The organism is Achromobacter sp. 18P8.1.1 (assembly GCF_057799415.1).
On sequence record NZ_JBYOKH010000008.1, the window covers coordinates 38,064 to 64,679 of the forward strand.

Annotated in this window: 23 protein-coding genes; 12 read left to right on the forward strand and 11 right to left on the reverse strand. The window is 65.3% G+C overall.

The annotated features are described in order from the left end of the window. Positions 1–210: 210 nt before the first annotated feature. Together AC27VE_RS07925 and AC27VE_RS07930 are read right to left on the reverse strand one after the other, a co-directional pair. Positions 211–1,047 (reverse strand): alpha/beta fold hydrolase, encoded by an 837-nt coding sequence (locus tag AC27VE_RS07925; RefSeq protein ID WP_088590857.1) that lies wholly within the window; start codon positions 1,045–1,047, stop codon positions 211–213. A gap of 148 nt (positions 1,048–1,195) precedes the next feature. Further along, positions 1,196–2,440: an MFS transporter gene (locus tag AC27VE_RS07930; RefSeq protein ID WP_488703505.1), complete on the reverse strand. Its 1,245-nt coding sequence runs from the start codon at positions 2,438–2,440 to the stop codon at positions 1,196–1,198. Positions 2,441–2,500: 60 nt separating this feature from the next. Between AC27VE_RS07930 and AC27VE_RS07935 the strand changes: the two genes are divergently transcribed. From AC27VE_RS07935 to AC27VE_RS07945, 3 genes are all read left to right on the forward strand, one after another. Next, positions 2,501–3,448 (forward strand): helix-turn-helix domain-containing protein, encoded by a 948-nt coding sequence (locus AC27VE_RS07935; protein WP_488703506.1) that lies wholly within the window; start codon positions 2,501–2,503, stop codon positions 3,446–3,448. Positions 3,449–3,631: 183 nt separating this feature from the next. After that, on the forward strand, positions 3,632–4,450 hold the full coding sequence (locus tag AC27VE_RS07940; RefSeq protein ID WP_088590860.1) for a glucose 1-dehydrogenase: 819 nt from the start codon (positions 3,632–3,634) through the stop codon (positions 4,448–4,450). Positions 4,451–4,454: 4 nt separating this feature from the next. Beyond that, on the forward strand, positions 4,455–6,275 hold the full coding sequence (locus AC27VE_RS07945; protein WP_488703507.1) for a glycoside hydrolase family 15 protein: 1,821 nt from the start codon (positions 4,455–4,457) through the stop codon (positions 6,273–6,275). Between the two features lie 64 nt (positions 6,276–6,339). Here AC27VE_RS07945 and AC27VE_RS07950 read toward each other — a convergent pair whose 3' ends face one another. Together AC27VE_RS07950 and AC27VE_RS07955 are read right to left on the reverse strand one after the other, a co-directional pair. Further along, positions 6,340–6,627, reverse strand: coding sequence for a hypothetical protein (locus AC27VE_RS07950; RefSeq protein WP_488703508.1), 288 nt, complete (start codon positions 6,625–6,627; stop codon positions 6,340–6,342). 87 nt (positions 6,628–6,714) lie between these two features. Further along, on the reverse strand, positions 6,715–7,266 hold the full coding sequence (locus AC27VE_RS07955) for a DUF4142 domain-containing protein (RefSeq protein WP_427958436.1): 552 nt from the start codon (positions 7,264–7,266) through the stop codon (positions 6,715–6,717). Between the two features lie 290 nt (positions 7,267–7,556). On the opposite strand from AC27VE_RS07955, the gene AC27VE_RS07960 reads away from it, so the two are divergent. Together AC27VE_RS07960 and AC27VE_RS07965 are read left to right on the forward strand one after the other, a co-directional pair. Further along, the gene (locus AC27VE_RS07960; protein WP_488703509.1) at positions 7,557–8,339 is read left to right on the forward strand and encodes a BON domain-containing protein; all 783 of its coding nucleotides are present in this window, start codon (positions 7,557–7,559) and stop codon (positions 8,337–8,339) included. A 66-nt stretch (positions 8,340–8,405) separates the two neighbouring features. Next, positions 8,406–8,585, forward strand: coding sequence for a hypothetical protein (locus AC27VE_RS07965; RefSeq protein ID WP_315137286.1), 180 nt, complete (start codon positions 8,406–8,408; stop codon positions 8,583–8,585). A 47-nt stretch (positions 8,586–8,632) separates the two neighbouring features. Here the strand turns inward: AC27VE_RS07965 and AC27VE_RS07970 are convergent, their stop codons facing one another. Both AC27VE_RS07970 and AC27VE_RS07975 read right to left on the reverse strand, forming a co-directional pair. Beyond that, complete coding sequence (locus AC27VE_RS07970) at positions 8,633–9,718, reverse strand: calcium:cation antiporter (RefSeq protein ID WP_488703510.1); 1,086 nt, start codon at positions 9,716–9,718, stop codon at positions 8,633–8,635. 94 nt (positions 9,719–9,812) lie between these two features. Then, the gene (locus AC27VE_RS07975) at positions 9,813–11,366 is read right to left on the reverse strand and encodes a PAS domain S-box protein (protein ID WP_488703511.1); all 1,554 of its coding nucleotides are present in this window, start codon (positions 11,364–11,366) and stop codon (positions 9,813–9,815) included. Positions 11,367–11,442: 76 nt separating this feature from the next. On the opposite strand from AC27VE_RS07975, the gene AC27VE_RS07980 reads away from it, so the two are divergent. Next, entirely contained in the window at positions 11,443–11,976 is a 534-nt protein-coding gene (locus tag AC27VE_RS07980; RefSeq protein ID WP_488703554.1) for a CinA family protein, read from the forward strand. 22 nt (positions 11,977–11,998) lie between these two features. On the opposite strand, the gene AC27VE_RS07985 is transcribed toward AC27VE_RS07980, so the two are convergent. From AC27VE_RS07985 to AC27VE_RS07995, 3 genes are all read right to left on the reverse strand, one after another. Continuing rightward, positions 11,999–13,771 (reverse strand): hydantoinase B/oxoprolinase family protein, encoded by a 1,773-nt coding sequence (locus AC27VE_RS07985; protein WP_488703512.1) that lies wholly within the window; start codon positions 13,769–13,771, stop codon positions 11,999–12,001. An 11-nt stretch (positions 13,772–13,782) separates the two neighbouring features. Further along, entirely contained in the window at positions 13,783–15,858 is a 2,076-nt protein-coding gene (locus AC27VE_RS07990; RefSeq protein ID WP_488703513.1) for a hydantoinase/oxoprolinase family protein, read from the reverse strand. Positions 15,859–15,988: 130 nt separating this feature from the next. Continuing rightward, entirely contained in the window at positions 15,989–16,933 is a 945-nt protein-coding gene (locus tag AC27VE_RS07995; protein ID WP_006223485.1) for a LysR family transcriptional regulator, read from the reverse strand. 130 nt (positions 16,934–17,063) lie between these two features. Here AC27VE_RS07995 and AC27VE_RS08000 point away from each other — a divergent pair, with 130 nt between their 5' ends. Next, positions 17,064–18,035 carry a Bug family tripartite tricarboxylate transporter substrate binding protein gene (locus AC27VE_RS08000; protein WP_488703514.1) on the forward strand — a complete coding sequence of 324 codons (972 nt, stop codon included), beginning with the start codon at positions 17,064–17,066 and terminating at the stop codon, positions 18,033–18,035. A gap of 85 nt (positions 18,036–18,120) precedes the next feature. Here the strand turns inward: AC27VE_RS08000 and AC27VE_RS08005 are convergent, their stop codons facing one another. Further along, the gene (locus tag AC27VE_RS08005) at positions 18,121–18,489 is read right to left on the reverse strand and encodes a VOC family protein (protein WP_427957464.1); all 369 of its coding nucleotides are present in this window, start codon (positions 18,487–18,489) and stop codon (positions 18,121–18,123) included. A 261-nt stretch (positions 18,490–18,750) separates the two neighbouring features. Between AC27VE_RS08005 and AC27VE_RS08010 the strand changes: the two genes are divergently transcribed. Then, the gene (locus AC27VE_RS08010; protein ID WP_488703515.1) at positions 18,751–19,986 is read left to right on the forward strand and encodes an MFS transporter; all 1,236 of its coding nucleotides are present in this window, start codon (positions 18,751–18,753) and stop codon (positions 19,984–19,986) included. A 16-nt stretch (positions 19,987–20,002) separates the two neighbouring features. Beyond that, positions 20,003–21,247, forward strand: a complete 1,245-nt coding sequence (locus tag AC27VE_RS08015) for an arsenic transporter (protein WP_488703516.1) — start codon at positions 20,003–20,005, stop codon at positions 21,245–21,247. Here AC27VE_RS08015 and AC27VE_RS08020 read toward each other — a convergent pair. After that, positions 21,237–22,166 carry a LysR family transcriptional regulator gene (locus AC27VE_RS08020; protein ID WP_488703517.1) on the reverse strand — a complete coding sequence of 310 codons (930 nt, stop codon included), beginning with the start codon at positions 22,164–22,166 and terminating at the stop codon, positions 21,237–21,239. The two genes, AC27VE_RS08015 and AC27VE_RS08020, sit on opposite strands and share 11 nt — an antisense overlap. Positions 22,167–22,307: 141 nt before the next feature. On the opposite strand from AC27VE_RS08020, the gene AC27VE_RS08025 reads away from it, so the two are divergent. From AC27VE_RS08025 to AC27VE_RS08035, 3 genes are all read left to right on the forward strand, one after another. Next, positions 22,308–23,444: an iron-containing alcohol dehydrogenase gene (locus tag AC27VE_RS08025; RefSeq protein WP_488703518.1), complete on the forward strand. Its 1,137-nt coding sequence runs from the start codon at positions 22,308–22,310 to the stop codon at positions 23,442–23,444. A gap of 101 nt (positions 23,445–23,545) precedes the next feature. Continuing rightward, complete coding sequence (locus AC27VE_RS08030; protein WP_488703519.1) at positions 23,546–24,880, forward strand: MFS transporter; 1,335 nt, start codon at positions 23,546–23,548, stop codon at positions 24,878–24,880. A gap of 107 nt (positions 24,881–24,987) precedes the next feature. Next, the gene (locus tag AC27VE_RS08035) at positions 24,988–26,583 is read left to right on the forward strand and encodes an aldehyde dehydrogenase (NADP(+)) (RefSeq protein ID WP_488703520.1); all 1,596 of its coding nucleotides are present in this window, start codon (positions 24,988–24,990) and stop codon (positions 26,581–26,583) included. The last annotated feature ends 33 nt before the right edge of the window (positions 26,584–26,616 follow it).

Genomic DNA, 26,616 nt, shown 5'->3' on the forward strand with positions numbered 1-26,616 from the left:
GGAAAAGAAGGTCAAGCAGCGCCGCAACGAAGCGTATCGATTGAAGCCGGTCTGAAGGGGGGCGCCGCCGTCACGGTGGACGGCGGATACGCACCCTGTTCCGGGGAGCGCCCACGCGGGCGGGTTCAAGCGTCGTTGCGACGCAGGTTGTCGCGCGGTGGGCGCCCAATCTGCTGTCGGCAACAGCCAAGTATATAGGCCATTGGCAGATCAGCCCTTGATGAAGGCCAGCAGGTCGGGATTGATGACCTCGCCATGCGTGGTCAGCATGCCGTGCGGAAAGCCCGCATACACCTTCAGCGTGCCGTTTTTCAGCAGTTTGACCGACAGCCGGGAAGAGTCGTCGATGGGCACGATCTGGTCGTCGTCGCCGTGCATGACCAGGGTGGGGACGGTAATGGCCTTCAGGTCTTCGGTCTGGTCGGTTTCCGAAAAGGCCTTGATGCCCTCGTAATGCGCCTTGGCCGAGCCGATCATGCCTTGCCGCCACCAGTTATTGATGACGCCTTGCGACACTTGCGCGCCCGGGCGGTTGAACCCGTAAAAGGGGCCGGACGCCACGTCTGTGAAAAACTGGGCGCGGTTCGCAGCCAGCGCCGCGCGGAAACCGTCGAATACCTCGATCGGCGTGCCGCCCGGGTTGGCATCGGTCTTGACCATCAAGGGCGGCACGGCGCTCACCAGGATGGCCCGGGCGACCCGGCCCTGCGGCTGGCCGAACTTGGCGACATAGCGCGCCACCTCTCCGCCACCGGTCGAATGGCCGATGTGGACGGCGTTGCGCAGATCCAGGTGCTCGGCCACCGCGGACGCATCGGCGGCGTAGTGGTCCATGTCGTGGCCATCGCTGACCTGGCTGGAACGGCCGTGGCCGCGGCGGTCATGCGCAATGACGCGAAAGCCCTTGGCGACGAAGTAGAGCATCTGGGCGTCCCAGTCGTCGCTGGACAAGGGCCAGCCGTGGTGGAACATGATGGGCTGGGCCGTCTTGGGGCCCCAGTCCTTGAAATAGATCTGCACGCCGTCGGGGGTAGTGATGGTGCTCATGGTCAGTGACTCCGGGAAGAGGCAGGGGGAGGGGAACCGCGGGGATGGCCGGGCCCTGGCGCCAGCCATCCTGCAGCGTAGCCGGCATGGCGACCCGGAGCTTGTACGTTATCAAGCAAATTTGGATGAAATCAACCTTGGCGGGGTATTACGCCTGGCCGGTGGCAGCCATCCGCCGCATCTGGCCGAGGGCCGCCACCGCCAGCAGCAGCAACAGGCTGGCGGCCACCACGTAGGGCACCCAAGGGCGTAGCCCGTACAGCAGCGTGCACCCCAGCGGCACGATCACCATCGCCATGCCCTGGACCGCGGTGACCGAGCCGGCCGCGATGCCCTGTTCTTCCGGGCTGACCGCATTGGCGGCCAAGGTCTGGATCGACGGGAACACCAGCCCCATGCCTGCGGCCATCAGCGCATAGCTGAGCAGGAAGCCGGCCGTGCCCGGCAGCACCGCGATCAAGAAAAAGCCCGTGCTGGCCAGCACGGCGCCCGCGGCCAGGCAACGTGCCGCGTTCATTTTCCGGGCGCGAGCCAGGGCAAGCTGCACCAGGATCAGCACGATGCCCACCGTGGCCATGGCGATGCCTGCGACGCGCGCGGCGGGGCCGGCTTCCAGGTGCAGGGCGTCCATGGCGTAGAAGCCCACGATCATCTGCGCGGTGATCACGCCGCTCATGGCCAGCAGCATGGCGGCAAGCGGCAGCCGCAGGCGCCGGTCGGACAGTTTCAGCGAGGGCGTGCCCCGGGGCGCGTGCGACGCGTCGGATGGCAGGCGCAGCATCAACCATGCCGTGCCCAGCACCGGCAGGACGGCGGCCAGGTACAACGGAACGATAAGGCTGTCCTTGACCAGCAGCCCGCCGATGGCAGGGCCCAGGACCATGCCGACGCCGTTGGCGGCGCCCAGTTTGGCCATCATGGCGCCGCGCTGCTCAGGCGCGGTGATGTCGGCGATTCGCGCGGCGCTGACGGCGGGCATGGCTGCGTAGAACGCGCCGATCAGGCCGCGCAAGACCAGCAACGCCGCCAGTGCGACCCATTGCGAGGGCGGTTCGGCCAGCATCCGGTCCAGGGCCCACGCCAACAGCAGGTAGCTGACGATGTAGCCCGCAGCGGCGCGCAGCAGCGTGGTCCGGCGCCCCACGCGGTCGCTGCGGCGGCCCCAGTAACGCGCCATCAGCATCCACAGCAGGCCGGCCACCGTCACGACCAGGCCCCCGTGCCATTCCGCCAGCCCCAGGCCGCGCACGACCGGGCCGATCACAGGTACGAACGCCATCATGGCGGTCAGGCACAGCATATTGAAGACGAACAGGGCAGCGGCTTCGCTGCGGGCGGAAAGCGGGGTGGGGTTCAAGGCGGCGTCTTTGATGAGGATGAAAACCGTTATCATCTACACCTGAACGTGGATGCGCTAGCGAATCTGCGCCGCGGATGGCGGAATTGAGGAAATATGGGTGATCAGCTGCGGACGACCCGCGCGACCGACGGTCCGCTGACTGCGGAGGACATGCTGCGTCTGATGCCCCCGGACTGGGCTGACATCCGCACGGAACACGAACTGGCGGGCGGCGTGTCCATCGGTTGCTATGACGGCACTCCCGTTACCGACTGGGCCGTCCAGGGCGCCGCCGTCCCCAGCATGGGGTTGGCGATCATCCTGGAAGGGCAGTTCGGCTTGGGCTTCGAGGGGGGCGCCCCGTTGCATGTCAAACCGGGCACGGTGATTCTGCATTCCACCGACGCCCTGGTGCCTGGCTGGGACGAATTCAAAGGCTGGCGCGCGATCCGCACCGTCGACATCCGGTTTTCGTCGGATGCCGTGCGTCCGATCTGGGAGCAGGTGCTGCTGACTGCACCTGGCGGCATGCTGGCCGACGATGCCAGCGTGCCGGACAGGGGCGCGCATCTGGCGGTGCTGCCGGCATGGACCTGCATCGCGCGCATCGCCGGCGAGATCCTGAGCTGGCGCCACGAGCGCAGCGCGATCGCCGCGTTGTACCTGCAGGGCAAGGCCAACGAGGCCCTGGCGCTGACGCTCAAGCACGTGAACGACGGCCATCGTGCGCTGCCCCAACCCGCCGACCGCCGCCGGCTGGCCGAGGCCTACCACCGCATTCAGCGCCACTACGCGGACTGCAAGACCGTGCGCCAGCTGTCGCAATCCGTGGGCCTTAGCGAAAAACGCCTGCAGGCGGGATTCCTGTCGCTGTACGGCCAGTCGGTGCATGCTTGCCTCCTGGGGGCAAGAATGGATGCGGCGGAAAGCCTGTTGAAGCGCGGCTGCTCGGTCACGGATACCGCCTATAGCGTCGGCTTCGCAAGCCTTAGCCATTTCATCAAGGCGTTCAAGGCGCATCGTGGGAGCACGCCCGGGAATTGGCTAAAGGGCGGGGCATAGGCGATCGATCGGGTAGCGTTGCCGCCCCCAGCCGCCAGCTGCGTGGCCGTGACGCTGTCCTGACACCGTCAATGGTTGTAGCCACGACGGTCCGGGACTAAGCTGCAAGCTTGGCTATCGAAAGCGGCGCTCGTGGATCCGCCAGTCAGCAACACCGGACCCGCTCGCCGCAAGGAGAGCAGCATGCGGCATGCAGTGGATCTGTCGGGACGCGTGGCGGTCGTCACCGGCGCCAATTCCGGAATCGGGCGCGGTATTGCCCTGGAATTGGCGGCGGCGGGCGCGCGGGTGGTGGTGAACCACCGGCCCAATGAAGACTCCGCGCGGCGCGGCGCAGAGGTGGCGCAGGAAATCGCGAGCGCAGGCGGGCAGGCCGTCACCGCGGCAGCCGATATCAACCGTGAGGAAGACGTCGAGCATCTGTTCCGCGTGGCCGAGGATCATTTCCAGGGCGTCGACATACTGGTCAACAACGCCGGCATCGAACAGCCGGCCGCCATTCAGGACATGACGCTGGCCCAATGGCAAAAGGTGATCGACACCAACCTGACGGGCCAGTTCCTGTGCGCCCGCGCTGCGGTACGGGCATTCCTGAACCGCACGCCCCAGCCGCCCGCTGACACGGCGGCGGGCAAGATCATATTCATCAGTTCGGTCCACGAAGTCATTCCGTGGGCGTTCCAGTCCAACTATGCGGCGTCCAAAGGCGGCGTGTCGCTGCTGATGCAGTCGCTGGCGCAAGAGTTGGCGCCGATGAGGATCCGCGTCAATTCCGTGGCCCCCGGGGCGATACGCACGCCCATCAATGCGCCCGCCTGGAACACGCCGGAAAGCCTGGCGTCGCTGCTCAAGCTGATTCCGTACGGCCGCATCGGAGAGCCGGAAGACGTGGCGCGTGCCGTGGCGTGGCTGGCCAGCGACGATTCCGACTACGTGACGGGGTCAACCTTGTTCGTGGACGGCGGCATGACGTTATATGCCGCCTTTCGCGGCGCGGGTTGATCCGATGTCCAAGCCCCTTGAAGACTATGGCTTGATCGGCAACATGTTGTCGGCTGCGCTGGTGGCGCGCGACGGTTCCATCGACTGGCTCTGCCTGCCGCATTTCGATTCCCCGGCGTGCTTCGCGGCTTTGCTGGGCGACGACAGCCATGGCCGCTGGCTGCTGGCGCCCAGCTCCCCGGAGGCGATCACCACGCGCCGCTACCTGCCCGAAACGGCGGTGCTGGAAACGCGCCATGAAACGCCGGACGGCGTGGTGCGCGTCTACGACTTCATGCCGCTTAGCGATGATGAAGAGCGGGTGGACGTCGTGCGTATCGTGCAGGGCGTATCGGGCCGCGTGGACATGCGGATGGAACTGACGCTGCGCTTTAACTACGGGCAGGCCGTTCCCTGGGTGCGCCGGCGCGATTACGGGCTGAGCGCCATTGCCGGGCCGGACGCCGTCGAGCTGCATACGGCCGTGCCGCTCACCGGCCGCGATATGAAGAGCGTGGCCGAATTCACCGTGCGGCAGGACGAGACCGTGCCCTTCACCCTGTCGTATCACCGTTCGCACAAGACGCCGCATTTCGTGCCGGACCGGCTGGAAAGCATGGATCGCACCATCGCGTGGTGGCGCGAATGGGCCAAGCGCTGTCATTGGGAAAATGGCCCGGGGGAACGGCGAGACGCTGTCGTGCGATCGCTGATCACCTTGAAACTGCTGACCTTTCAGCCTACCGGCGGCATCGTCGCGGCACCCACGACGTCGCTGCCCGAGCAATTGGGCGGCAGCCGCAATTGGGATTACCGGCATTGCTGGCTGCGCGATTCCGCCCTGACCTTGTATGCGTTGTTGAATGCCGGCTATCGGGAAGAAGCCGAGGCCTGGCGGCAATGGCTGTTGCGGGCGGCGGCCGGCCATCCCAACCAGCTGCAGATCATGTACGGCATTTCCGGCGAGCGCTGGCTGCCCGAACACGACATTCCCTGGCTTCCCGGGTATGAGGCAAGCGCGCCCGTGCGGCTGGGCAATGCCGCGGCCGGGCAGATGCAGCTGGACGTGTATGGCGAACTGATCGAGACCCTGCATGCCGCGCGCGTGGCCGACCTGGCCCCGCTGGCCGAAGCGTGGCGCATGCAGAAGGTGTTGCTCACGCCGCTAGAGGACCTGTGGCGCGAGCCTGACCATGGCATCTGGGAAGTGCGGGGGCCGCGCCGCGCATTCACGCACTCGCGGCTGATGTGCTGGGTGGCGCTGGACCGCACCGTGAAATCCTGCGAGCGCTTCGGGTTGGAAGGCCCCGTGGACCGCTGGCGGGCGCTGGCTGACGAGATCCGCACCGATATCTGCACGCATGGCTATGACGCCAAGCGCAATACGTTCGTGCAGTACTACGGTGGCACGGCGCTGGACGCCAGCCTGCTGCTGATTCCGCAGGTGGGCTTCCTGCCCGCCGACGACCCGCGCGTGACCGGCACCGTGCAAGCCATCGAAAGCGAACTGCTGCGCGATGGCCTGCTGCTGCGCTATTCGACGCAGCATAGCGACGATGGGCTGCCGGGCGAGGAAGGCGTGTTTCTGGCGTGCAGCTTCTGGCTGGCCGACGCCTACATCATGCAAGGCCGGTTGGACGACGCGCACCGCCTGTTCGACCGCCTGCTGTCATTACGCAACGATCTCGGGCTGCTGGCCGAAGAGTACGACGTGGCGCGCAAGCGGCTGGTGGGCAACTTCCCCCAGGGCTTTTCGCACATCGGGTTGGTCAATACCGCCTATAACCTGAGCGCCGCCGGTGGCACGGCGCACCAGCGTTCGTCCCGGGACGCCCCGCAGGAATAAACCCACGCATCCGTTGCGCCATTGCACTCCGTCCCGCGCCGGCATGCCGCGGCCCATGGCCGTCTCAGGCCATGAGCTGGTAGGCCATGGCCAGCGTCAGCAACAGAATTGTGCCCAGTACCCACAGCATTGCGGCCAAGGCGATCGCGAGTGGAACCCGCGTTCGGTGTGGGGCTTGCACGGCATGGACCGCCGGCGCCGGCAGCCCGTCCGGCGGCGGGGGCAAGATGCCGTCATTGGCGGCATCGCATGGGGCGACATACTGGCCGATCGAACTTTCCGGCCCCATGCGGACAACGATCATGATGTTGCCAGCTGGGGTCGACGTTAAGGCAGGTTGGGGGGAATTCATGGCGATCACCGCTGTCGGGCAAGTGAAACTTTGGTCGGGGACCGAAGTCTCCCCCGGTCCGTATGCATGTCCGGCTGGCATGCCTGCTTAAGGCGCCTTCTTCACGCTTTGTTCCAGCGACTTGGCCATTTGAAGATGCTGCTCAAGTGTCGGAAGCGTTTCGGTGGCAAATTGCTTGATCTCGGGATCCTTTGCCTGATTCGATGCCTCCTGGAACAGCTTGACGGCGTCCTCGTGGGCCGAAACGCCGATGCTCTCGGCATATGCCTTGTCGAAGCCGTCGTCGCGCAGGCCCAGGGTCTTCAACTTTGCCTGTTGCATCAGGGACGGTTCGGTAGGGGCGTCATAGCCCTTCTTCTTGGCCAGGGCGGCCAACTGCTGACCCGCCTTGCCGTGGTCGTCAATCATCTTCTGCGCAAATGTCTTGACCTCTGCGCTACGGGCTTTCTCAAGGGCCAGCTTGCTGCCTTCGACTTCCATATGCCCGGCCTGCGCGGCATTTTCCAGAAAATCGCGATCTTTACTGTCCAGTTTTGACTCCGCCGCCATCGGCGGGGTAGCCGTCTGGGCCATGGCGATAGGCCCGCTTCCTAGTGCCGCGACGGCAAGCAGGGTGGCGGTGAGATAACGAGTATTCATGAATGTCTCCGGAGGCGGCGCACGGTGCCCGCGAGGCGGGCAGGGGGGGTAGGTCGTCCGGAAGGCTTAGCAAGTAGCGTGCCCGGGCGTGCCGGGCACGCGCGAAAGCTCTCCCGGTACTTCCTGCGGCGCTTGTAAGAAATGCCCGGAGGCCCACGTTCCCGGGCGGGGTTGCCCGGGGCATTGCTGCACCGCGACGGGTGGCACAACGCTTGCTGGTCCAGTGTCCGAGTTCCCCGCGTGGAGACATTGCGCAAAGGGGAAATATCGCTATTCCCAGGAGGCTCGACATGAACCATGACCAACGATATCCGTGGCGGGATGAGGACGACTTCAACCGGGATCCCGGCAGCGGCAACACCCGCGACCCCTATCGCCAGGCGCAGCAGCCCGGCCGGTCCGGCGGGCAGGCGCCGCGGGATTCCGTCAACGACGTGCGGCGCCAGCAGCATGCGGGCGCGGGGGACCAGGAGCCGTGGCGCGACCCGGCACCTTCGTTCGGATACCAGGGCGAAGGCACGAGCCGCGCGCCCGGTACCCGTGAAACCCGGGGCGGCGTACGCAGCCGCAGTGCGGACCCCGGCCAGAGCAGCTACGGCGGCTTCAGGAACCAGGACCCGTCGTACCAGCGAGAGCAGGTGTATGGATCGGGCAGCCCCTCCTATAGCGGCCCCACTTCCTATGGCGACGAGGAAGGCGGCTATTACGGCGACCGCCCGCAATGGGCGGACGAGCCGGAAGCGTCTTTCGAGACCGCGGAGCGCGGCGGCTACAACCGTGGGCCGACTGCCTGGCGCGACCGCGGTTCGCGGCGGACGGATCCCAAAGGCTATACGCGATCGGACGAACGCGTGCGGGAAAACGTGTGCGAACACCTGGCGCACAGCGGCCTGGACGTCAGTGACGTGTCGGTGGCCGTCGCGGATGGATGCGTGACGCTGGAGGGAACCGTGCGAGACCGCCGCACCAAGCATCGCATTGAAGACTGCACGGACGCATGCGCCGGCGTGCAGGACGTCGACAATCGGATCCGGATTGCCGGCGTGGGGGGAAAGGAACCGGCGGCAACATGACGCAATAGAAATTCCCGCCCACCACGCGCGCGACTCCCCGCGATCGCATCGAACAGGAAGGAAACCATGAAAACGAAACCAAGCAAACCGAATCCGACCGCCGACGACACTCCCCGCGAATCGCAGGCGAGTCACGGCGACACGCAAAACCGCACGAAGAAGGAAGGCCACGTCTCGCAGATCGGGACGGGGCAGGATCAGCAGAGCCAGCGTAACCGCGGTGGGGGTGCGCGCAGCAAACCCTGAATCGCATCGGTCAGGCCAGATGACACTGGCCTGACCGCATGGCAGCGCTACAAGCCCAGCGTCAAGAGCATCAGGAAGGTTCCGAACAGGATGAAGTGCGTCATGCCCTCGATGGCGTTGGTCTGACCATCGTTCAGGTTGATGGCGGCCACCAGCAGCGTGGCCAGCATCATCAGCGTCTGTACGGGCGTCATGGCCAGGTCGATGCGTTGGCCGGAGAACAGCGCCATGGCCTCCATGGCGGGCACGGTGAGGATGACGGTGGACAACGAGGCCCCCAGGGCGATGTTGACCACCGACTGCATGCGGTTGGCCAGTGCGGCGCGCAGTGCGGTCAGCATTTCGGGCGCGGCAGAAATGCCGGCCACGATCAGTGCGATCAGCCCGATGGGCACATTGATGCCTTGAACGCTGCGCTCCAGCGAATGCGACATCAGTTCTGCCAGAAAGCCCACGGCGATGATGCCGAACGCCATCATGGCGGCCGAGTATCGCCAGCCGGGGGAACCTGAGGCGGGCGTGTTGGCGCGCGTTTTCTTGTCGGGATAGCTGTAGCTGAAAAAGTAGCTATGCGGCCCGGTTTGCATGCGAAGGAATACGCTGTAGAGCAACAGCATCGCCACGATGGTGAAGGCGCTATAGGCCTGCCAGTCGGACTGCGGAACGAATTCGGGAATGATCATGGACACCGTGACGGCCGTCAGGATCATGACACTGTAAGTGCGCGCGGAATCATCGTTGTAAGCCTGTTCGCCGTGCTTGAATCCTCCGATGAGCGCGGCGACACCCAGGATGCCGTTGATGTCGAGCATGACGGCCGAGTAGATGCTGTCGCGCACCAGAGTGGGCGAACCCGTCTTGGTCGAGACGATGGCCAGCACGATCACTTCAACCAGGACTGCCGACAGCGTCAGGATCATGCTGCCGTAGGGATCGCCCAGCTTCTGGGCGATGCGTTCGGCGTGGCGCGCCACGTTGAGCGACGCGGCCAGGATCGCCGCGATAAGAAGGGCCGTCTCCAACAAGCCGGCGACTCGGCCGAAGTCGGCTAACCGGCTGTCGATCGCATATCCCGCCACGGCGACCGCGCAGGCTAGAAGCAGGAATTTCTCAGACTGCAGAATGGATTTCATCTGGACTCGGCAGGCGGGAACTCCAGCGAGGCTAGCACGCAGGCAACCCGGGCGGGAAGGATGGCGGCAATCCCGATCCCACCTCGATCGCAGGCTAGCTGTTCTTCAGTACGTCTATCAGCAGTTCCAATGACCATGGCTTGGGCAACAGCGGAAAGGCTTGCGTCTCTGCATGGCGCAAGCGCCCGTCAGCGCCGGTGGTCAGCGCCACCCGGATGTGCGGCCACGTCTGGCGGACTCTCTTCGCCAATTCCAACCCGTCCAGGCCCGCCATTTCCACGTCGGTGATCATGAAGTCGACGCCGCCGTTGCTTCTTTCCAGGAGGCGGAGCGCCGACTCGGCGTTTGGCCGCAGCAGGACTTCATGTCCGATGTCCTCGAGCAACGATCGAAGTATGGCGCCCACGCTTGCGTCGTCCTCGACCAGCAGGATTCGTTGCTGCGAGGTCCGCGGGGTGTCCGTCGACGCCGGGGGGGATCCCGGAAGTCCCCCGCTGAGCCCGTCTTCGGGAATGAGAACGGTGAAGGCGGACCCTTTGCCGACCTTGCTGCTGACCCGCACGTCGCCACCCGATTGCTTCGCGAAACCGAAGACCTGGCTCAGGCCCAGGCCCGTTCCCTTATCCGCCGGCTTGGTGGTGAAAAACGGTTCGAACACATGGGAGAGAATCTCGGGAGTCATGCCGAAACCCGAGTCGCGCAACTCGATTTCGACGCACGGCAGTCCGGTCGGGATCGCGTCGCCTGCGGAGAGGGTCGAGATTTCCCGCCGCACCGCAACGATCAGGCGTCCACCGGTCGGCATGGCGTCGCGCGCGTTGATCACAATGTTCAACAGGGCGTTCTCAAGCTGGCTGGGATCGGCGCAGATGTACAGGGGGTGTTCCGGGAACTGGTACTCGATTCTGATCGCGGCGCCCACCGTCGTTGCGAAGATGTCACGCATGCCATCGATACAGCTCCGGACCTCGAACCGGGCGGGCTTCAGCGGCTGCCGTCTCGAGTAGGCAAGCAGCTGCGCCGTCAGATGGCTTGCCCGCTCGACTGTGGCGGCAACCAGGGTGGCCAGCTGCTTGCGCTTGTCGTTGCCCACTTCGGGTTTGCTCAGCATTTCCGTTGCAAAGCGGATCGTGGTGAGGAAGTTGTTGAAGTCGTGCGCGACGCCGCCGGTAAGGCGTCCCAGGGCTTCGAGCTTCTGCGCATGGTGCAGTGCATCGTGCGCGGCATCGATGTCTTCCTGGGCCTTTTTCTTGTCTGTGATGTCGCGCGTGATCTTGGCAAAGCCAAGCAGGTTGCCATCGTCATCGTGAATGGCGTCGATAACGACGCTGCACCAGAACTTCCGGCCGCTCTTGTGAACGCGCCAGCCCTCGGCTTCGAACCGGCCCTCGCGGCGGGCGGTCTCCAGCGCCTTTTGCGGTACGCCCACCAGGCGGTCTTCATCCGTATAGAAAAGCGAAAAGTGCCGGCCGATGACCTCGTGCGAGGCGTAACCCTTGAAGCGCTCCGCGCCTCTGTTCCAACTGGTGATGCGGCCCTCGGTGTCGAGCAGATAGATGGCGTAGTCCATCACTGCCTCGACCAGCAACCTATAGCGGCTTTCGCCGGCGAGCGTCAGGGCGGGATTAGCGCGGGTGGGCGGGGGCATCACGTTTCCTCGATAAGCGCGTGGCGCCTCGGGTATGCAAATTGCTGCCCACGCCATTCAATGCGGGGGCAACGCCATGAACGCCATAGAACGAGTTGCGAGATTCATGCTGGAGAATAACCTGACATTGGTCACGGCGGAATCCTGCACGGCAGGGCTGATCTCGGCGACTCTTGCCGATGTCCCCGGCGCGGGCGGCCTCCTGGATTGCGCATTCGTCGTCTATTCGGTGCAAGCCAAACGGCGCTGCCTGGACGTCCCCCAATCGACGCTGTCCGCCCACAACCTGACGAGCGAGGCCGTCGCCCGCGACATGGCGCTTGGGGCGGCCCGCAAGAGCCCGGCGAATGTGGCGGTGGCCAATACCGGGGTGACGGACGACACCGACGACCGTATCCCAAGCGGCACGCAGTGCTACGCGTGGGTCTTCAAGACGGGGCAGGCGGACGCCAGCCCCGTCGTGTATACCGCAACCCGACGATTCGCCGGCGATCGCAACAGCATCCGCAGGGCCAGCGCCGAGTTCGCCCTGCAGGGCATCGTGGACCATTTCTTGCAGCATTCGCCCCTAAAAGGGGGCCTCGCTCGTTCCCGCGTCGGGGGGGCCTGAACCTGATCGCAGGGTATTCCCGCTACGCCGCAGGCGACGGGCTCCCGCGCTCACGCGCGCAGGCGCCTTCTTTCTGAAGGGCGCGGACGACCTTCTCGGACCCGTAGTCCCGCTCGGCGGTGGCGCGGCTTACCTTGCCCCCCAGGAGGTCTTGGCGAATGTCGGCCAGCGCGCGTTCGGCCGGCGCGCCATAGCCGCCCCCGCCGGGCGTTTCCAGGCGCACCGAGACGCCCGCCGGCAGCGGGTGGCCCGAAATCTTGTTGGGCAGGCGCTGCTCGTCGGCGAGTCCGGGGTTCTGGATCAGGCGCGAGGTCCCGCCGGTCAGGCCGCCATCCAGGCCGGCCGCGCCGAACAGCGCCGCGTCGCAACGGATGGTGCAGGCCAGTTGGTCGTGCAGCGACCGGATCTGGCGCGCGATGCCCATGCCGCCGCGGTACTTGCCCGCGCCGCCGGTGTCGTTCACCAAGGCGTATTCGTCGACCAGCAGCGGGTACTCGATCTCCAGGGCCTCGGCGGGCAGGTTGGAGGTATTGGTGACGTTGACCTGGATGCCGTCCATGCCGTCGCCGCGCGCGCGCCCGCCCGCGCCGCCGCCCAGAGTTTCAAGATAGACGAAGGTGCCCTTGCCGTCGCGCAGGGGGCCGGAGAACAGCATGGAGGGCATGACGTCGTTTGACGAGGCCATGCCGCGTCCGGGAGGCAGCAACTGGCCCAGTGCACCGATCACGGTGCCGGCCACGCGCTGCGCGGTGGTCACGCGCGCGCCCACCGCGGCGGGAAAGACCGGATTGGTGATCGTTCCTTCGGGCGCGCTGATGGTGATGGGCTGGAACAGGCCGTTGTTGGGCATCAGCTCGGGGTCGAGCATCGCCTTGACGGCGAAGTACACGCTGGCCCTGAGCGCGCTGGCCGGCAGGTTGAAGGCGCCGCGCGCCTGCTTGCCGGTGCCGGTGAAGTCCACGTGCAGCTGGCCGTCGCGCGCCTGCACGTTGGCCTGGATCACCACCGGCTCGCCGCCCATGCCGTCATCGTCCATGCGTTCGGTGAACGACACGCTGCCCTCGGGCAGTTGGGCGATGCGGTTGCGCAGCCGCCGCTCCGTATAGCGCAGGATGCCGTCGATGGCCGACAGCACCGTGTCCAGGCCGGATTGCCGCAGCAGCTCCAGCATCAAGCGAGCGCCCTTGTCGTTGGTGGCGATCTGGGCGCGGATATCGTGCATGCGGTTGTCGGGTTCGCGCGTGTTGTGCGCGATCATCTCCAGCAGGTCCAGGTCCAGCTCGCCTTGCCGCACGATGCGCATGGCCGGCAGGCGGATGCCTTCTTCCCAAACGGTCTTCAGGTGGTGCGAGGTCGAGCCGGGCACGGCGCCGCCCACGTCAGTGTGGTGGCCGATGTTGGCGGCAAAAAAGCGCAGCACGCCGTCGTAGAAGATGGGCGACACGACGGTGATGTCCGGTGCGTGAGTGCCGCCGGCCAGATAGGCGTCATTGCACAGGAATGCGTCGCCCGGGCGGATGCCGGCCACGCCATAGCGGCGCAGCACGGCATCGATGCCGCCCGACAACGAGCCCAGGTGCACCGGCACGTGGGCAGCCTGGGCCACCAGGCGGCCGGCGGCGTCGAACAGCGCGACGGAGCAGTCTTTGCGCTCCTTGATATTGCTGGAGAAAGACGAACGGATCAGCGTGTTGCCCATTTCTTCGGTGATGGACAGCAGGCGGTTGCTGAAGACCTCCATTTCGATGGGGTCGAAGGCGTCGGATTCGGCGGCGGCGGTCAGTGCGGTGGTCATGTCGGTTTGCCTTAGGGGTTGAGGTTGACGACAAGGTTGCCGTAGTCGTCAGCGCGCGCTTGCTGGCCGGGCAGGATCACGGTGGTCGAACTCATTTCCTCGATGACGGCGGGGCCGTCGATGGGCGCTCCCACCGGGAGCAGGGCCCGGCGGTAGACGGGCGTGTCGGCCCACCCCGTCTTCTCGAAGTAAACGGCGCGGCGCTCTTTGATCGCGTCCTCCAGGTTTGCGCCCCCGGGCACGTGAGCGATCGGCGCGCGGGGCACCATGCCCACCGCGCGCACGCGGCAATTGACGATCTCGACCTCGCGGCCAGTGGCGTCGTAGCCATACTCGCGGATGTGTGCCGCGCTGAAGGCAGCCACGAAGTCGGCCCGCGGCATCAGGCGCATGCCGTCCAGCGGTACGGGGATCTCGAAGTTCTGGCCCTGGTAGCGCGCGTCGATGACGGCCGACAGGCGTTGGGCGGCCTCGCCCACGCCTTCGCCGGCCAACCACGCGCGCGCCTTGCCGCCCAGCACGTCCAGCGCCGCTTGTACCGCCTGCCAGCCTGGTTCGCTGGCGCCGGCCATCAGCGTCTGGACGAAGTCCATGGAAATGTCGGACAGCAGGATGCCGCGCGCGCACATGGTGCCGGGTTCTTGCGGGATCAGCAGCGTGCCGATGCCGCAGTCGCGCGCAAGTTCGGCCGCGTGCAGGCCCCCCGCGCCGCCGAAGGCGCATAGCGCGAACTTGCGGATGTCGTGGCCGCGCTCGGTCGATACCGCGCGCACGGCCCGCGCCATGTTTGAGTTCGCGATCCGCAGGATGCCGTAGGCCGCCTCTTCGATGCTGATGCCCAGCGGGCCGGCCACCTGTTCGGCCAGCGCGGCGCGCGCGCGCTCGGCATGCACGGCCATGCGGCCTTCAAGCAGCGCCACGGGATTCAGGCGCCCCAGCACGACGTGCGCGTCCGTCAGGGTGACCGCCGTGCCGCCCCGGTTGTACGCGATCGGGCCAGGCACGGCGCCGGCGCTCTGCGGGCCTACCTTCAGCGCGCCGGCATCGTCGATGCGCGCGATGCTGCCGCCGCCCGCGCCGATGACGTGCACGTCGACCATCAGGGTCTTGACCGGATAGTCCGCCACCAGGCGGCTGGAGGTGAAGAGCGGCTGCAGTTCGGCCACCAGCGAGACGTCGGTGCTGGTGCCGCCCACGTCGAAGGTGATCAGGTTGTGAAAGCCCGCCACCCGTCCAAGCTCGGCTGCGCCGATCACGCCAGCGGCGGGTCCCGACACACAAGTCCGCACCGGCGCGGTCAGCACCGACTCCACCGACATCAGGCCGCCGTTGGAATGCACTGTCGTGGGGGCTACCGCCACACCCATGCGCTGCACCGAGCCGACCAGGTTGCGCATGTAGGAAGCCATGCGCGGGCCGACATAGGCGTTCAGGGCCGTTGTCGACATGCGTTCGTATTCGCGGAATTCCGGCAGTATTTCGCTGGACACGCTGAGGTAAACGCCAGGCAGATATTCCGCCAGGATGTCGCGCGTGCGGCGTTCGTGGGCGTCGTTGCGGTAGCTGTGCATGAAGCAGATGGCGACCGATTCCACCTGCGCTTCGGCCAGTTGGCGCGCGACAGAGACCACCTCGTCCTCGTCTAGCGCTTGCAGCACGCTGCCGTCGGCGGCCATGCGTTCGCCGATCTCGAAGCGCCACTCGCGCGGCGCCAGCGGCGCTGGTTTGATGACGTTGTAGTCGTACAGGTGAGGGCGGGTCTGCCGGCCGATCTCCAGCACGTCGCGAAAGCCGCGCGTGGTGACCAGCGCGCAGCGCGAGCCGCGCCGTTCGATCACCATATTGGTGGCGACCGTCGTTCCATGGCCCACGTGCGCCAGCTCGGCGCCGGCGATCCCGTGTTCGCGCATCAGGTGCGCCAGGCCGCTCTGGATGGCTTCGGACGGGTCGTGCGGCGTCGAGGGCACCTTGAAGTAGGACAGCTCGCCGCTGTGTTCGGCCAGCAGGGTGAAATCAGTGAAGGTGCCGCCCACGTCGAAGCCGACACGGAAACGGCGCTCGCCGGGAAGGGATGCGGGGTGAGTCAACGCGGGTCTCCAGGATGCCGGCGCACGCGGGCGCCGAAGCTAGGGTGACCCGAATGTTATCGACGGAGAATCATTCGATCTAATCAAAGATTTGCATTGATGGTCATCATTTATGTGAATGATGGGGCGATCAATAGGCGTGCGACTCGGCCCCCTGCGCCGGGTCGAACATCATGCCCTGCGCCTTGCATACCTTGAGGATTTCCTCGCGCAGCCAGCGATGCGCGGGCAGGTTGTCCGAACGCTCATGCCAGATCAGGTTGACCGTGCGCGGAATCAGCGGAAAGGGCGGCTCGATGGCCTCAAGCTGATGGCTGTGCGGGCTGTTGCGTACGGCATTGACCGGCACGACGCAGATCAGGTCGGTCTCGGCCAGCAGGCGCGGGGCCAGCGCAAATTGGTTGATCGTCAGCACGGCGTTGCGCTTGTAGCCGTGGGCGGCCAGTTCGTGGTCAATCAGGGCGGCAGTGCCCAGCAGGCTGACAACCAGGTGCCGGGCGCGCAGGAAGTCATCCAGCGTAAAGCGCGGCAAGGAGAGCAGCGGATGGCCCTTGCGCATCGCGCACACGTAGGTCAGGGTTTCCAAGGGCAGGGTGCGCAGTGACGAACCGAAGTTTGAATACACGCCTGCCGCCATGTCGACTTCACCCTTGTCCAGCAGCGCGGCGGTGTTGTCCAGCGAATAGGGATGCAGGTGGATGCGGATGTTCGGCGCCACCGATTGCTGCTCGACGAACAGCGGCCGGATCACCTGGTCGGCCACGTAATCGGACATGGCCAGGCGGAACACCGCCTCCGAGCGGGCGGGGTCGAATTCGTTGCGCTCCAGAGTCTCTGCGATGCGGGCAAGCGCGTCGCGGATGGGGGGCCACAGCAATTCGGCCCGCTGGGTGGGCAGCACCCCGCCTTGCACCTTCACGAACAGCGGGTCCTTCAACGTCAGGCGCAGGCGGTTGATGGCATTGCTGACCGCAGGCTGCGTCATGTGCAGCGTGAATGCTGCGCGCGTGACGTTGCGCTCAGTCATGACGGCGTCGAAGATGCGAAGCAGGTTCAGGTCGATGGCGTCAAGCACGGTATCCCCGTATCGTTATCAACAATGTTGATGATGTTTTATTTTAATTGTTGATTGGCCACATAACACGAGACCGCTTAACCTTGCCCGGGTTCCTGCGCAGTTTTCACGCAACTTGGGTAATCAATCGATGATAAAGAACCTGAAGTTTCTGGCTGCTGCCTGTTTTGCGGCCTTGGCTGCCTCGCAAGCGGCGGCCGCGGACAACTACCCCAGCAAGCCGATCACGATCATCCTGCCCTATGCCACGGGCGGTTCCGCCGACATGCTGGCGCGTTTTGCGGCCCAGGCGATGCAGAGCGAACTGGGGCAACCCGTCATCGTCGAGGCCAAGCCCGGCGCCGGCGGCGTGCTGGGCACCGAGCACGTGGCGCGGGCAGAGCCCGACGGCTACACCTTGGCGTTGACGGCCAGCGGCACGATGGCGGTCAACCCCTACGTCTACAAGTTGCGATACAAGCCGCTGGATGACTTCAAGCAGATCACGGTGCTGGTGGACCTGCCTTTCGTGGTGGTGACGAACAACGAGTTTCCCGCCAAGACGCTGCAAGAGTTCATCGATTACGGCCGCAAGAACCCCAACAAGATCACGTTCGGCAATGCCGGGCTGGGCACCCAGCAGCACCTGACACAGCTCATGTTTGCCCGCGCCGCCGGCATCCAGATCAATATCGTTCCCTACAAGGGAAGCAGTCCGGCGATGAACGATCTGCTGGGCGGCCATATCGATGCCGTGCTGGACAACACCGGCGTGCAAACCCCTTTCATCAAGGCGGGCAAGGTACGGCCGCTGTTTGTCACCAACCCCGAGCGCGTGGCGGCGCTGCCGGATGTGCCGACGGGCCCCCAGGCAGGCATGCCGGGCTTTTCCGCGGTGGCCTGGTTTGGGCTGGCGGCGCCCAAGGGCACGCCGGACGCCATTGTGGACAAGATTCAGCAGGCCATTGCAAGAGAATTCGCCAAGCCCGAAATGCAGCAGCGCTTGCTGGACTTGGCGATGATCCCGCGCGCGTCCAGCCCGGCCGACACGACTGCCCGCGTCAAGACGGACCTTGACGCATTCGGCAAGATCGCTAAAGAGGTGGACCTGAAGCCGCTGTGAGTCGTAGAGGGCGACGCGTCTGCGATGGCGGATTTGATGGCCCCACTTCGGTGGGGCTTTTCTTTTGGACGCTGGTGGGGCGCAATTATTCTTGTGGACGGTGGCAGACCGCTTCCACGTTATGGCCGTCCGGGCCGAATACGAAAGCGGCGTAATAATGGGGATGGTAATGCGGACGAAGCCCGGGGGCGCCATTATCCCGGCCGCCCGCAGCCAGGGCGGCCTGATGGAAGGCGTCCACTTCCTGCCGTGTCGTCGCCGCAATGGCGATATGCAAAGGGGCCGGCACCGACGAGGCCGCATACAGCCAAAGAGAAGGCTTGCCGTTTTTTCCCAACCCCACGCTGTCAGGGCCTTCCATGGCAAGGCTTACGCCCAGCGGGCCTAGCGCCTGCAGGAAGAATTCGCGACTTTGGTTCATGTCGCTGACGCCGAAACCGATGTGATCGAACATGCGTTATCTCCGTTTGGCGGTGGCCTGCCGCCCGTCAATGGGATATTTGGTCGCTGGCACCGGATCAGTGTAGTGCTGGCCGGGATGGCCCAATGGTCGTGACGCTTGCCCGGTTTGCTGTCTACAATCCGGCGGTGCAGGTGTCTGGCTGAATCCCACCGACAATCGATGCGCAGGAATGGAAAATGGTGACGCAAAGGCGCGTCCTTCGCGTTCGTTGACGGTCGACCCCGATCGATACCTACGGTTCTTACGGCTACTTTGCATCGTCCATCTTCTGCTTCGCGTCCACTGGACTGGCTGAATTTTTTCGTCGCCGATGTCCGCGACGGTCTCGGCCCCTATCTGGCCATCTACTTGCTCGCGGTGCATCATTGGCGGCCCGACAGCATCGGGTTGGTAATGACGATATCCGGACTTGCGGCGCTGGCCGCGCAGACGCCGGCAGGCGCTCTCGTGGACCGGACATCGAACAAGCGCGCACTGTTGATCGCGGCGGCCGTACTGGTGACCGGGGCCTGCATGGCCCTCCTGGCCAATGCGAGTTTTGCCTGGGTCACGATCACGCAAGCCCTGGCAGGCGCCGCGTCGTCGGTGTTCGCCCCGGCGATTGCCGGCATCACGTTGGGGCTGACCGCCGCCAATGCCTTTACCCGGCGTATTGCGCGCAACGAATCCTATAACCACGCTGGCAACGCCTTCGCCGCCTTGCTGGCAGGCGGCCTGGCCTACCTCTGGGGGCCAGTGGCTGTTTTTTACTTGATGGCAGCGATGGCGCTGGCCAGCCTGGCCGCCGCGTCGTACCTTCCGGCGCATATCGATTTGGGCCGGGCGCGTGGCCTGGACGACGGCACAGCGGGGGCGGCAAACGCGCAACCCATTCCCCTGCGCCAGTTGCTGAGTCACCGATCGCTCTTGCTCCTTGCCCTGAGCTGCGGGCTGTTCCACCTGGCCAATGCCGCCATGTTGCCGCTTGTCGGGCAGAAGCTGGCGCTGGCGAACCCGGCGCTTGCCACGCCTTTGACGGCGGCTTGCATCGTGGCGGCGCAGTTCGTCATGATTCCCGCTGCGATGGCGGTAGGGCGCTATGCCGACCGCCTGGGACGCAAGAAATTGCTGCTGATCGGCTTCGCCATCCTGCCCTTGCGCGGCGTGCTATATACCTTTTCCGACGACACGGCCTGGCTGGTGGCGGTGCAGCTGCTGGACGGCGTGGGCGCGGGCATCTTCGGGGCCGTTCTACCCTTGATGGTGCTGGATCTGACGCAAGGCACGGGCCGGTTCAACGCCAGCTTGGGCGCGGTTACCACCGTGTTCGGGGTCGGCGCCTCGCTGAGCAACGGCGTCGCCGGCGTGATCGTTCAGCATGCGGGATACAGCGCGGCGTTTCTGGTCCTGGCCGGGATTGCTGCGCTGGCCTGCGCGACCCTGCTGATCTTGCCCGAGACTCGCGCGTCAGCCGTATCGCCCGCCGCGGCCCCATCCTCGTCTTCTTGATTTCACCCTGGAAAGCATGTCGTTATCCAATGTCTTGATCTGGTCGATTGCCGCGGCAACCACCATGGCGATTCTTCTGCGTCCTTTTCGATTGCCGGAATATGTGTGGGCGTGTTCGGGCGCGGTGGCGCTGGTGGCGTTGGGATTACTCAGCCCCGCCCAAGCCGGACACGCGATCCTGGAAGGAACCGACGTCTATCTGTTCCTGGTCGGCATGATGCTGGTGGCGGAGGTGGCCCGGCAGGCGGGCCTCTTCGACTGGCTGGCGGTGGCAGCCGCCGATCACGCGGCAGGCTCGGCGCGGCGTCTGTTCGACCTGGTATTCCTGGTGGGCACGGTGGTCACCGTGTTGTTGTCCAACGACGCAACGGCGGTCGTGCTGACGCCCGCCGTCTATGCGGTGACCCGAGTGGTCGGTGCGCCGCCCTTGCCCTACTTGTACGTGTGCGCCTTCATCGCCAATGCGGCCAGCTTTGTGTTGCCGATATCGAATCCGGCGAATCTGGTCGTGTTCGGCGACCGCATGCCGGCCCTGGCGCCGTGGCTGTTGCACTTCGCATTGCCTTCCGTGCTGGCTATCGGTTCCACCTATGTCACGCTGCGATGGGTGTTCCGCGACGACTTGCGGCAGCCGCTAAAGCCCTCGCCCCCGCTGCCCGCCATGACGCCCGCTTTGCGGTGCGCGGCAATAGGCGTGGCGGGCACCGCCTGCACCTTGCTGATCACGTCGGCCCTTGGCTTGCGCCTGGGTTTGCCGACGCTGGCTGCGGGCAGTGCGTCGGCGCTGCTGGTGCTGGCCGTGACGCGGTCCAGCCCCTGGCGCCTGGTCAAAGGCGTCGCATGGGGCGTTCTGCCCTTGGTGGCGGGCCTGTTCGTCCTGGTCGAGGGGATGGCGGCCAGCGGCGTGCTGCAATCACTGGCGCAAATGATGCGCGGCTTGTCCGATACCGCCGTGCTCTGGACCAGCGGGATCGGCGCGGCGCTGTCGGGCAACATCATCAACAACCTGCCGGCAGGGCTGATGGCAGGATCGTTAGCCCGCATGGCCGACCTGTCCGGCTCGGCGACAGCCGCACTGCTCATCGGTATCGACCTGGGTCCCAACCTGTCGGTCAGCGGCTCGCTTGCCACCTTGCTTTGGCTGATGGCCGTGCGCCGCGAGGGGATGCATATTGGTGCGCTCAGCTTCTTGCGCTTGGGGCTCGTCGTCATGCCGCCGGCCTTGCTGCTGGCCCTGGCGGCGCTGCATCTCACGAGCTGATGCCGGGTGGGGAGGCCGGTTGTCCATCGGGGACCAGCGCCTCCACCAGCAACGCCAACGCGGGACTCTTCGGGGTGCCTTTGCGAAACACCAGCTCGTAAGGTTCACTGCGTGACTTGAGCGTCAGCGCCAGGGTGCCCACCAGACCGTTGTGGCAGAAATAGTTGGCCAGGTCTTCCGACACCAGCGCCACCAGATCGGTGTTGCGGCTTAGCAGGGTAAGGGTCGCCAGCGCCGACGTGGTTTCGATCAAGTGCAAGGGAAAGTTCAGCTCCGCTTCGTGGAATTCCCGTTCCAGCAACCGGCGCATCGGCATCTGGGCGCGATAGACCACCCAGCGGCTATCCTGCAATTCGCGCAAATCCACCGCGTCTGCGCCCATCGCCGCATGGCGCACGTTGGCGATCACAGCAAGGGATTCGGCTTTTACGAAAAGCGATTCATAGACGTCCGGATTGCGGCTGACGGAAGATCGGCAGATCGCCGCGTCCAGCCGGCCGCGATCAATCAGGCCCAACAGCGTTTCGCTGGTGTCCTCCACGATTTCCACGGACATGCGCGGCTGCTGGCGCAGCAGGTGCGTCACCGCATCGGTCAGCACCGGCACGGCGCCCATGATGGTGCCGATGGCCAGACGTCCGCCTGCGCCGCTGGCGATCGCATCCAGTTCGTGCCTCAGCTTGTTGATGTCTGCCTGGATCAGACGCGCAAAGCGCACGGCGCACAGCCCGGCCTCGGTAGGGATTAACCCGCGGTTGGTGCGCGCAAACAGTTCCACTTGCAACGTCTGCTCAAGCTCGCGCAGAGCCTTGCTGGCGCCGGGTTGGGTCAGGCCGATTTTGTCGGCCGCCCCCAGGAGGGAGCCGCATTCCTCGATGGTGATGAGCAGCCTGAGCTGTTTGGCATGGAGGCGCGACATGACGGAATTCAGGCTGGGCGAGAGGTTTGCCATGAGCAAAAGTTATAGCTGTATGGAAACTCGTCAGTGTACCGAAATGAGCCTCATGCCTAGACTCGCACTTCTTATCCGGTTGAGATGAACGAGAGGAGTAGCGGCAGCATGGCACTTATCAATTACGTGACCGAAATTCACTTCGGCGCCGGCGTCCTGGCAGACCTGAAAGAGGTCTGCCACCGCTTGGGTATTACAAAACCTTTGATCGTGACCGATCGGGGGGTGGAAGCGGCCGGCATTATCGATCGCGTGAAGTCGGCCCTGGCAAGCGCCAGCTTCGCGGTGTTCAACGACACGCCGCCCAACCCGTCGGAAACGGCCGTGCGTGCGGGCGTGGCAAGCCTGAAGGATGCGGGCTGCGACGGCGTCATTGCCGTCGGCGGCGGCTCTTCGATCGACCTGGCCAAGGCCGTGGCGGTTTCGGCCCGCCATGAGGGCGCGCTGCGCCAGTTCGCCTTGATCGAAGGCGGCATGCAGAACATCACGGCCGCCACGCTGCCCATCGTTGCCATTCCCACGACGGCAGGCACGGGCAGCGAAGTCGGCCGCGGGGCGATCATCATCCTGGAAGACGGGCGCAAAGTGGGCATTCTTTCGCCGCACGTGATTCCCAAGGTCGCCATCTGCGATCCGGAGCTTACGTTGGGCCTGCCCGCTGGCCTGACGGCCGCCACGGGCATGGACGCCATCGCCCATTGCATCGAGACCTTTCTTGCCCCGGCCTTCAACCCGCCGGCCGACGGCATTGCCCTTGACGGCCTGTGGCGCGCATGGCGCCACATTGAAGTGGCGGTGAACGAGCCGTCCAACGTCGACGCTCGCGCCAATATGATGAGCGCCTCGCTGCAGGGGGCGCTGGCCTTCCAAAAGGGCCTGGGCTGTGTGCACAGCCTGAGCCATTCCCTGGGCGGCATCAATCCCAAACTGCATCACGGCACCCTCAACGCCATCCTGCTGCCGGCGGTGGTGCGCTTTAACCGTGGCGCGGAAACGGTGGCGCGTGAAGACAAGATCGCCCGCCTGCAACAGGCGATGGGCCTGCCCGCGTCGCAGTCAGTGGAAGAGGCGCTGGTGACCAAGTCGCGTGCCTTGAACCTGCCTACGGGCCTGGGTGAACTGGGCGTGACCGAAGCGCTCTACGAACGCATCGTCAAGGGCGCGCTGGCGGACCACAGCCACCGCACCAACCCGCGCGAAGCCAGTGCCGATGACTACGTGGCGATGCTGCGCGCTTCCACGTAAAGCGCCAAGCGCCTGTGGGCGCACCCCGATATGCCATAAGACCCATCCCGCATCCGCATGGGATGGCGATTTTCCATGAACAGACCCAATGAGGTGGAGACATGAGCACCCTATCCGTCAACAGCCCCGGACTTTCGGCGGCCGATAAAGAAACCCTGGTTCCGGAATCCGAGCGCCGCCGCGCGCTCATGGGCAGCGCCGTGGGCAGCACCATCGAGTGGTACGACTATTTCCTGTACGGAACCATGTCGTCCATCATTTTTGCCAAGCAGTTCTTTCCCAGCGACAACGCGCTGGTGAGTCAGATGATGGCGCTGGCCACCTTTGCCCTGGCTTTCCTGGTCCGTCCGCTGGGCGGTGTTATCTTTTCGCATATCGGCGACCGCATCGGACGCAAGAAGACGTTGGCGATGACGCTGTCGATGATGGGCTTGTCGACGGTGCTGATGGGCCTCTTGCCCAACTATGCGCAGATCGGGCTGGCCGCGCCCATTCTGCTGACGCTGCTGCGCCTGTTGCAAGGCCTTGCGCTGGGTGGCGAATGGGGCGGCGGGGTGCTACTTGCGGTGGAGTATTCCCCGCGCACGAAGCGCGGCTTCTATGGCGCCGTCCCGCAGACCGGGGCCGTGCTGGGCCTTGCCCTGGGCAACATCATTACCTCGCTGCTCAGCGCCAGCATGAGCGAAGACGCTTTCCAGGCCTGGGGGTGGCGCATTCCCTTCGTGGGCTCGATCGTGCTGGTGATGGTCGGCATGTGGATCCGCAACGCCGTGGGCGAAACGCCTTCGTTCAAGAAAATCCAGGCCACCCGCAGCAGCGCCCGTATTCCGCTTAAGGAAACGTTGCAACACCACTGGCGGGAAGTGCTGATCGCGATTGGCGCGAAAGTCGTGGAAACGTCCACCTTTTTCCTCTATGCCACCTTCACCATCTCGTACATGATGGACCATGGTTTCGCCCGCTCGACCATCCTGAACATCGTGCTGGTCTGTGCATTGATCGCCTTTCCGGCCATGCTGTTCTTTGGCCATCTTTCGGACCGCATCGGCCGCAAGAAGGTGTTCATCGGGGGCAGCGTGGCCTTCCTGGTGTGGATCTTCCCGTACTTCTGGTTGCTGGACCAAAAGTCGGTCTGGGCTGCAGGGCTTGCGATCGCGGTGGGCTTTAGTGTCATCTGGGCCAGCTACGGCGCGATGATCGGCACGCTGCTGGCCGAAGCGTTCCCCCCGGCCATTCGCTATACCGGCATGTCGCTGGGCTACCAGATCGGCGCGGCGCTGGTCGGCGGGCCGATGCCCTTGATCGCCACCGCGCTGATTGCCTACTTCAGCGGCAGCTATGTGCCCGTGGTGCTGTTCCTGGCCGCGTGCGCCGCCGTGTCCATCATTTCCGTGGCGGTAGCCCGCGACCGCAGCGGTCAGCCCTTGGACGACTGATCCATCCCGCTTTTCCATCGATCCCTCTTCGCGCGCTGCGGCGCCATGCCGCCGGCAGTGCGCGAAGCACCTCCATTCATTCAGAACCCCATTCAAGGAGTCCCTTCATGCAGATCACTGGAGAGATGCTGATCGGCCATGCCGCAGTACGCGGCACGGGCGGCACCCAGCGCGCTTTCAACCCGGCGTTGAACGCAGAGATTTCAGAACCGGTCTTCGGCCTTGGTACCCGTGCGGACGTTGAGCGCGCTGCGCAACTGGCTGCTGCCGCGTTCGACCCTTATCGCAATCTTCCGCTGGTGCGCCGCGCCGAATTTCTTGAAGCCATTGCTGACGAGATCCTGGCGTTGGGCGACGAACTCATCGAGCGCGCCCATGCGGAAAGCGGTCTGCCCCGGGCGCGCCTGACCGGTGAACGGGGGCGCACCATGGGCCAACTGCGTCTTTTTGCCCAGGTGGTGCGGGATGGCCACTTTCTCGGCGCGACCGTCGACTCGGCCCAACCAGAGCGCCAGCCGCTGCCACGCCCGGACCTGCGTCTCGCGAAAATTCCGCTGGGGCCGGTGGCCGTGTTCGGGGCCAGCAACTTCCCGCTCGCGTTCTCGGTGGCGGGCGGTGACACCGCATCGGCCTTGGCGGCCGGCGCGCCGGTGATCGTCAAAGCGCATAGCGCGCACCTGGGCACCTCGGAGCTGGTGGGACGGGCCGTGCAGCAGGCGGCGCGTCGCACGGAGATGCCCGAAGGCGTGTTCTCGCTGCTGATCGGGGCCGGCCGCGAGATCGGCGAAGCGCTGGTCGCACATCCGGCCATCAAGGCGGTGGGTTTCACGGGCTCGCGCCAGGGCGGCCTGGCGCTGGTCAAGATCGCCAATGGCCGGCCGGAGCCGATCCCGGTGTATGCGGAGATGAGCAGCATCAATCCCGTGTTCGTATTGCCGGCAGCGCTCGCGACCCGCACGGACGCGATTGCGCAGGGCTTCGTCGAATCGCTTGTCTTGGGCGCGGGCCAGTTCTGCACCAACCCCGGCCTGGTGCTGGCCATCGAAGGCCCGGACCTCGACCGTTTCATCGCCAGCGCCGGCCAGGCGCTGGCTTCCAAAGCGCCGCAAGTCATGCTTACGCCGGGCATCGCCTCGGCGTACCGAAAGGGGCGCGAACAGGTTCAGTCGGTGCCGGGCGTGGAGCCCGTGGCAAGGGGTACCGCCGCCGAGGTCCAGTCCAATGCCGCCCAGGCCGCACTCTACGTCACGGATGTGCAGAGCCTGCTGGGCAACGACGCATTGCAGGCCGAGATGTTCGGCCCGGCCTCCCTGATCGTGAAGGCGCGAAACCTGGAGGAGTTGCTGCAGGTCGCGGAGCATCTGGAGGGCCAACTCACCGCAACGTTGCAGATCGATGAGCCGGACCTGGCGGCGGCCCGCCAGCTTGTCCCCGTGCTTGAGCGCAAGTGCGGCCGTATCCTCGCCAACGGCTTTCCGACGGGTGTGGAAGTCAGTCACGCCATGGTGCACGGTGGGCCGTTCCCCGCCACGTCCAATGCGGCGCACACCTCGGTCGGCGCAACCGCCATTGAGCGCTTTCTACGCCCGGTCTGCTATCAAGACTTGCCGGACGCACTTCGGCCCCAGGCGTTGCAACAAGAGAACCCGCTGTCGGTCTGGCGGCTGATCGATGGGGTGCCGACCCGGCCGCAGGGAATTTGACGGGGCGGTCCACGCCAGGCGCAGGCCGCGAAT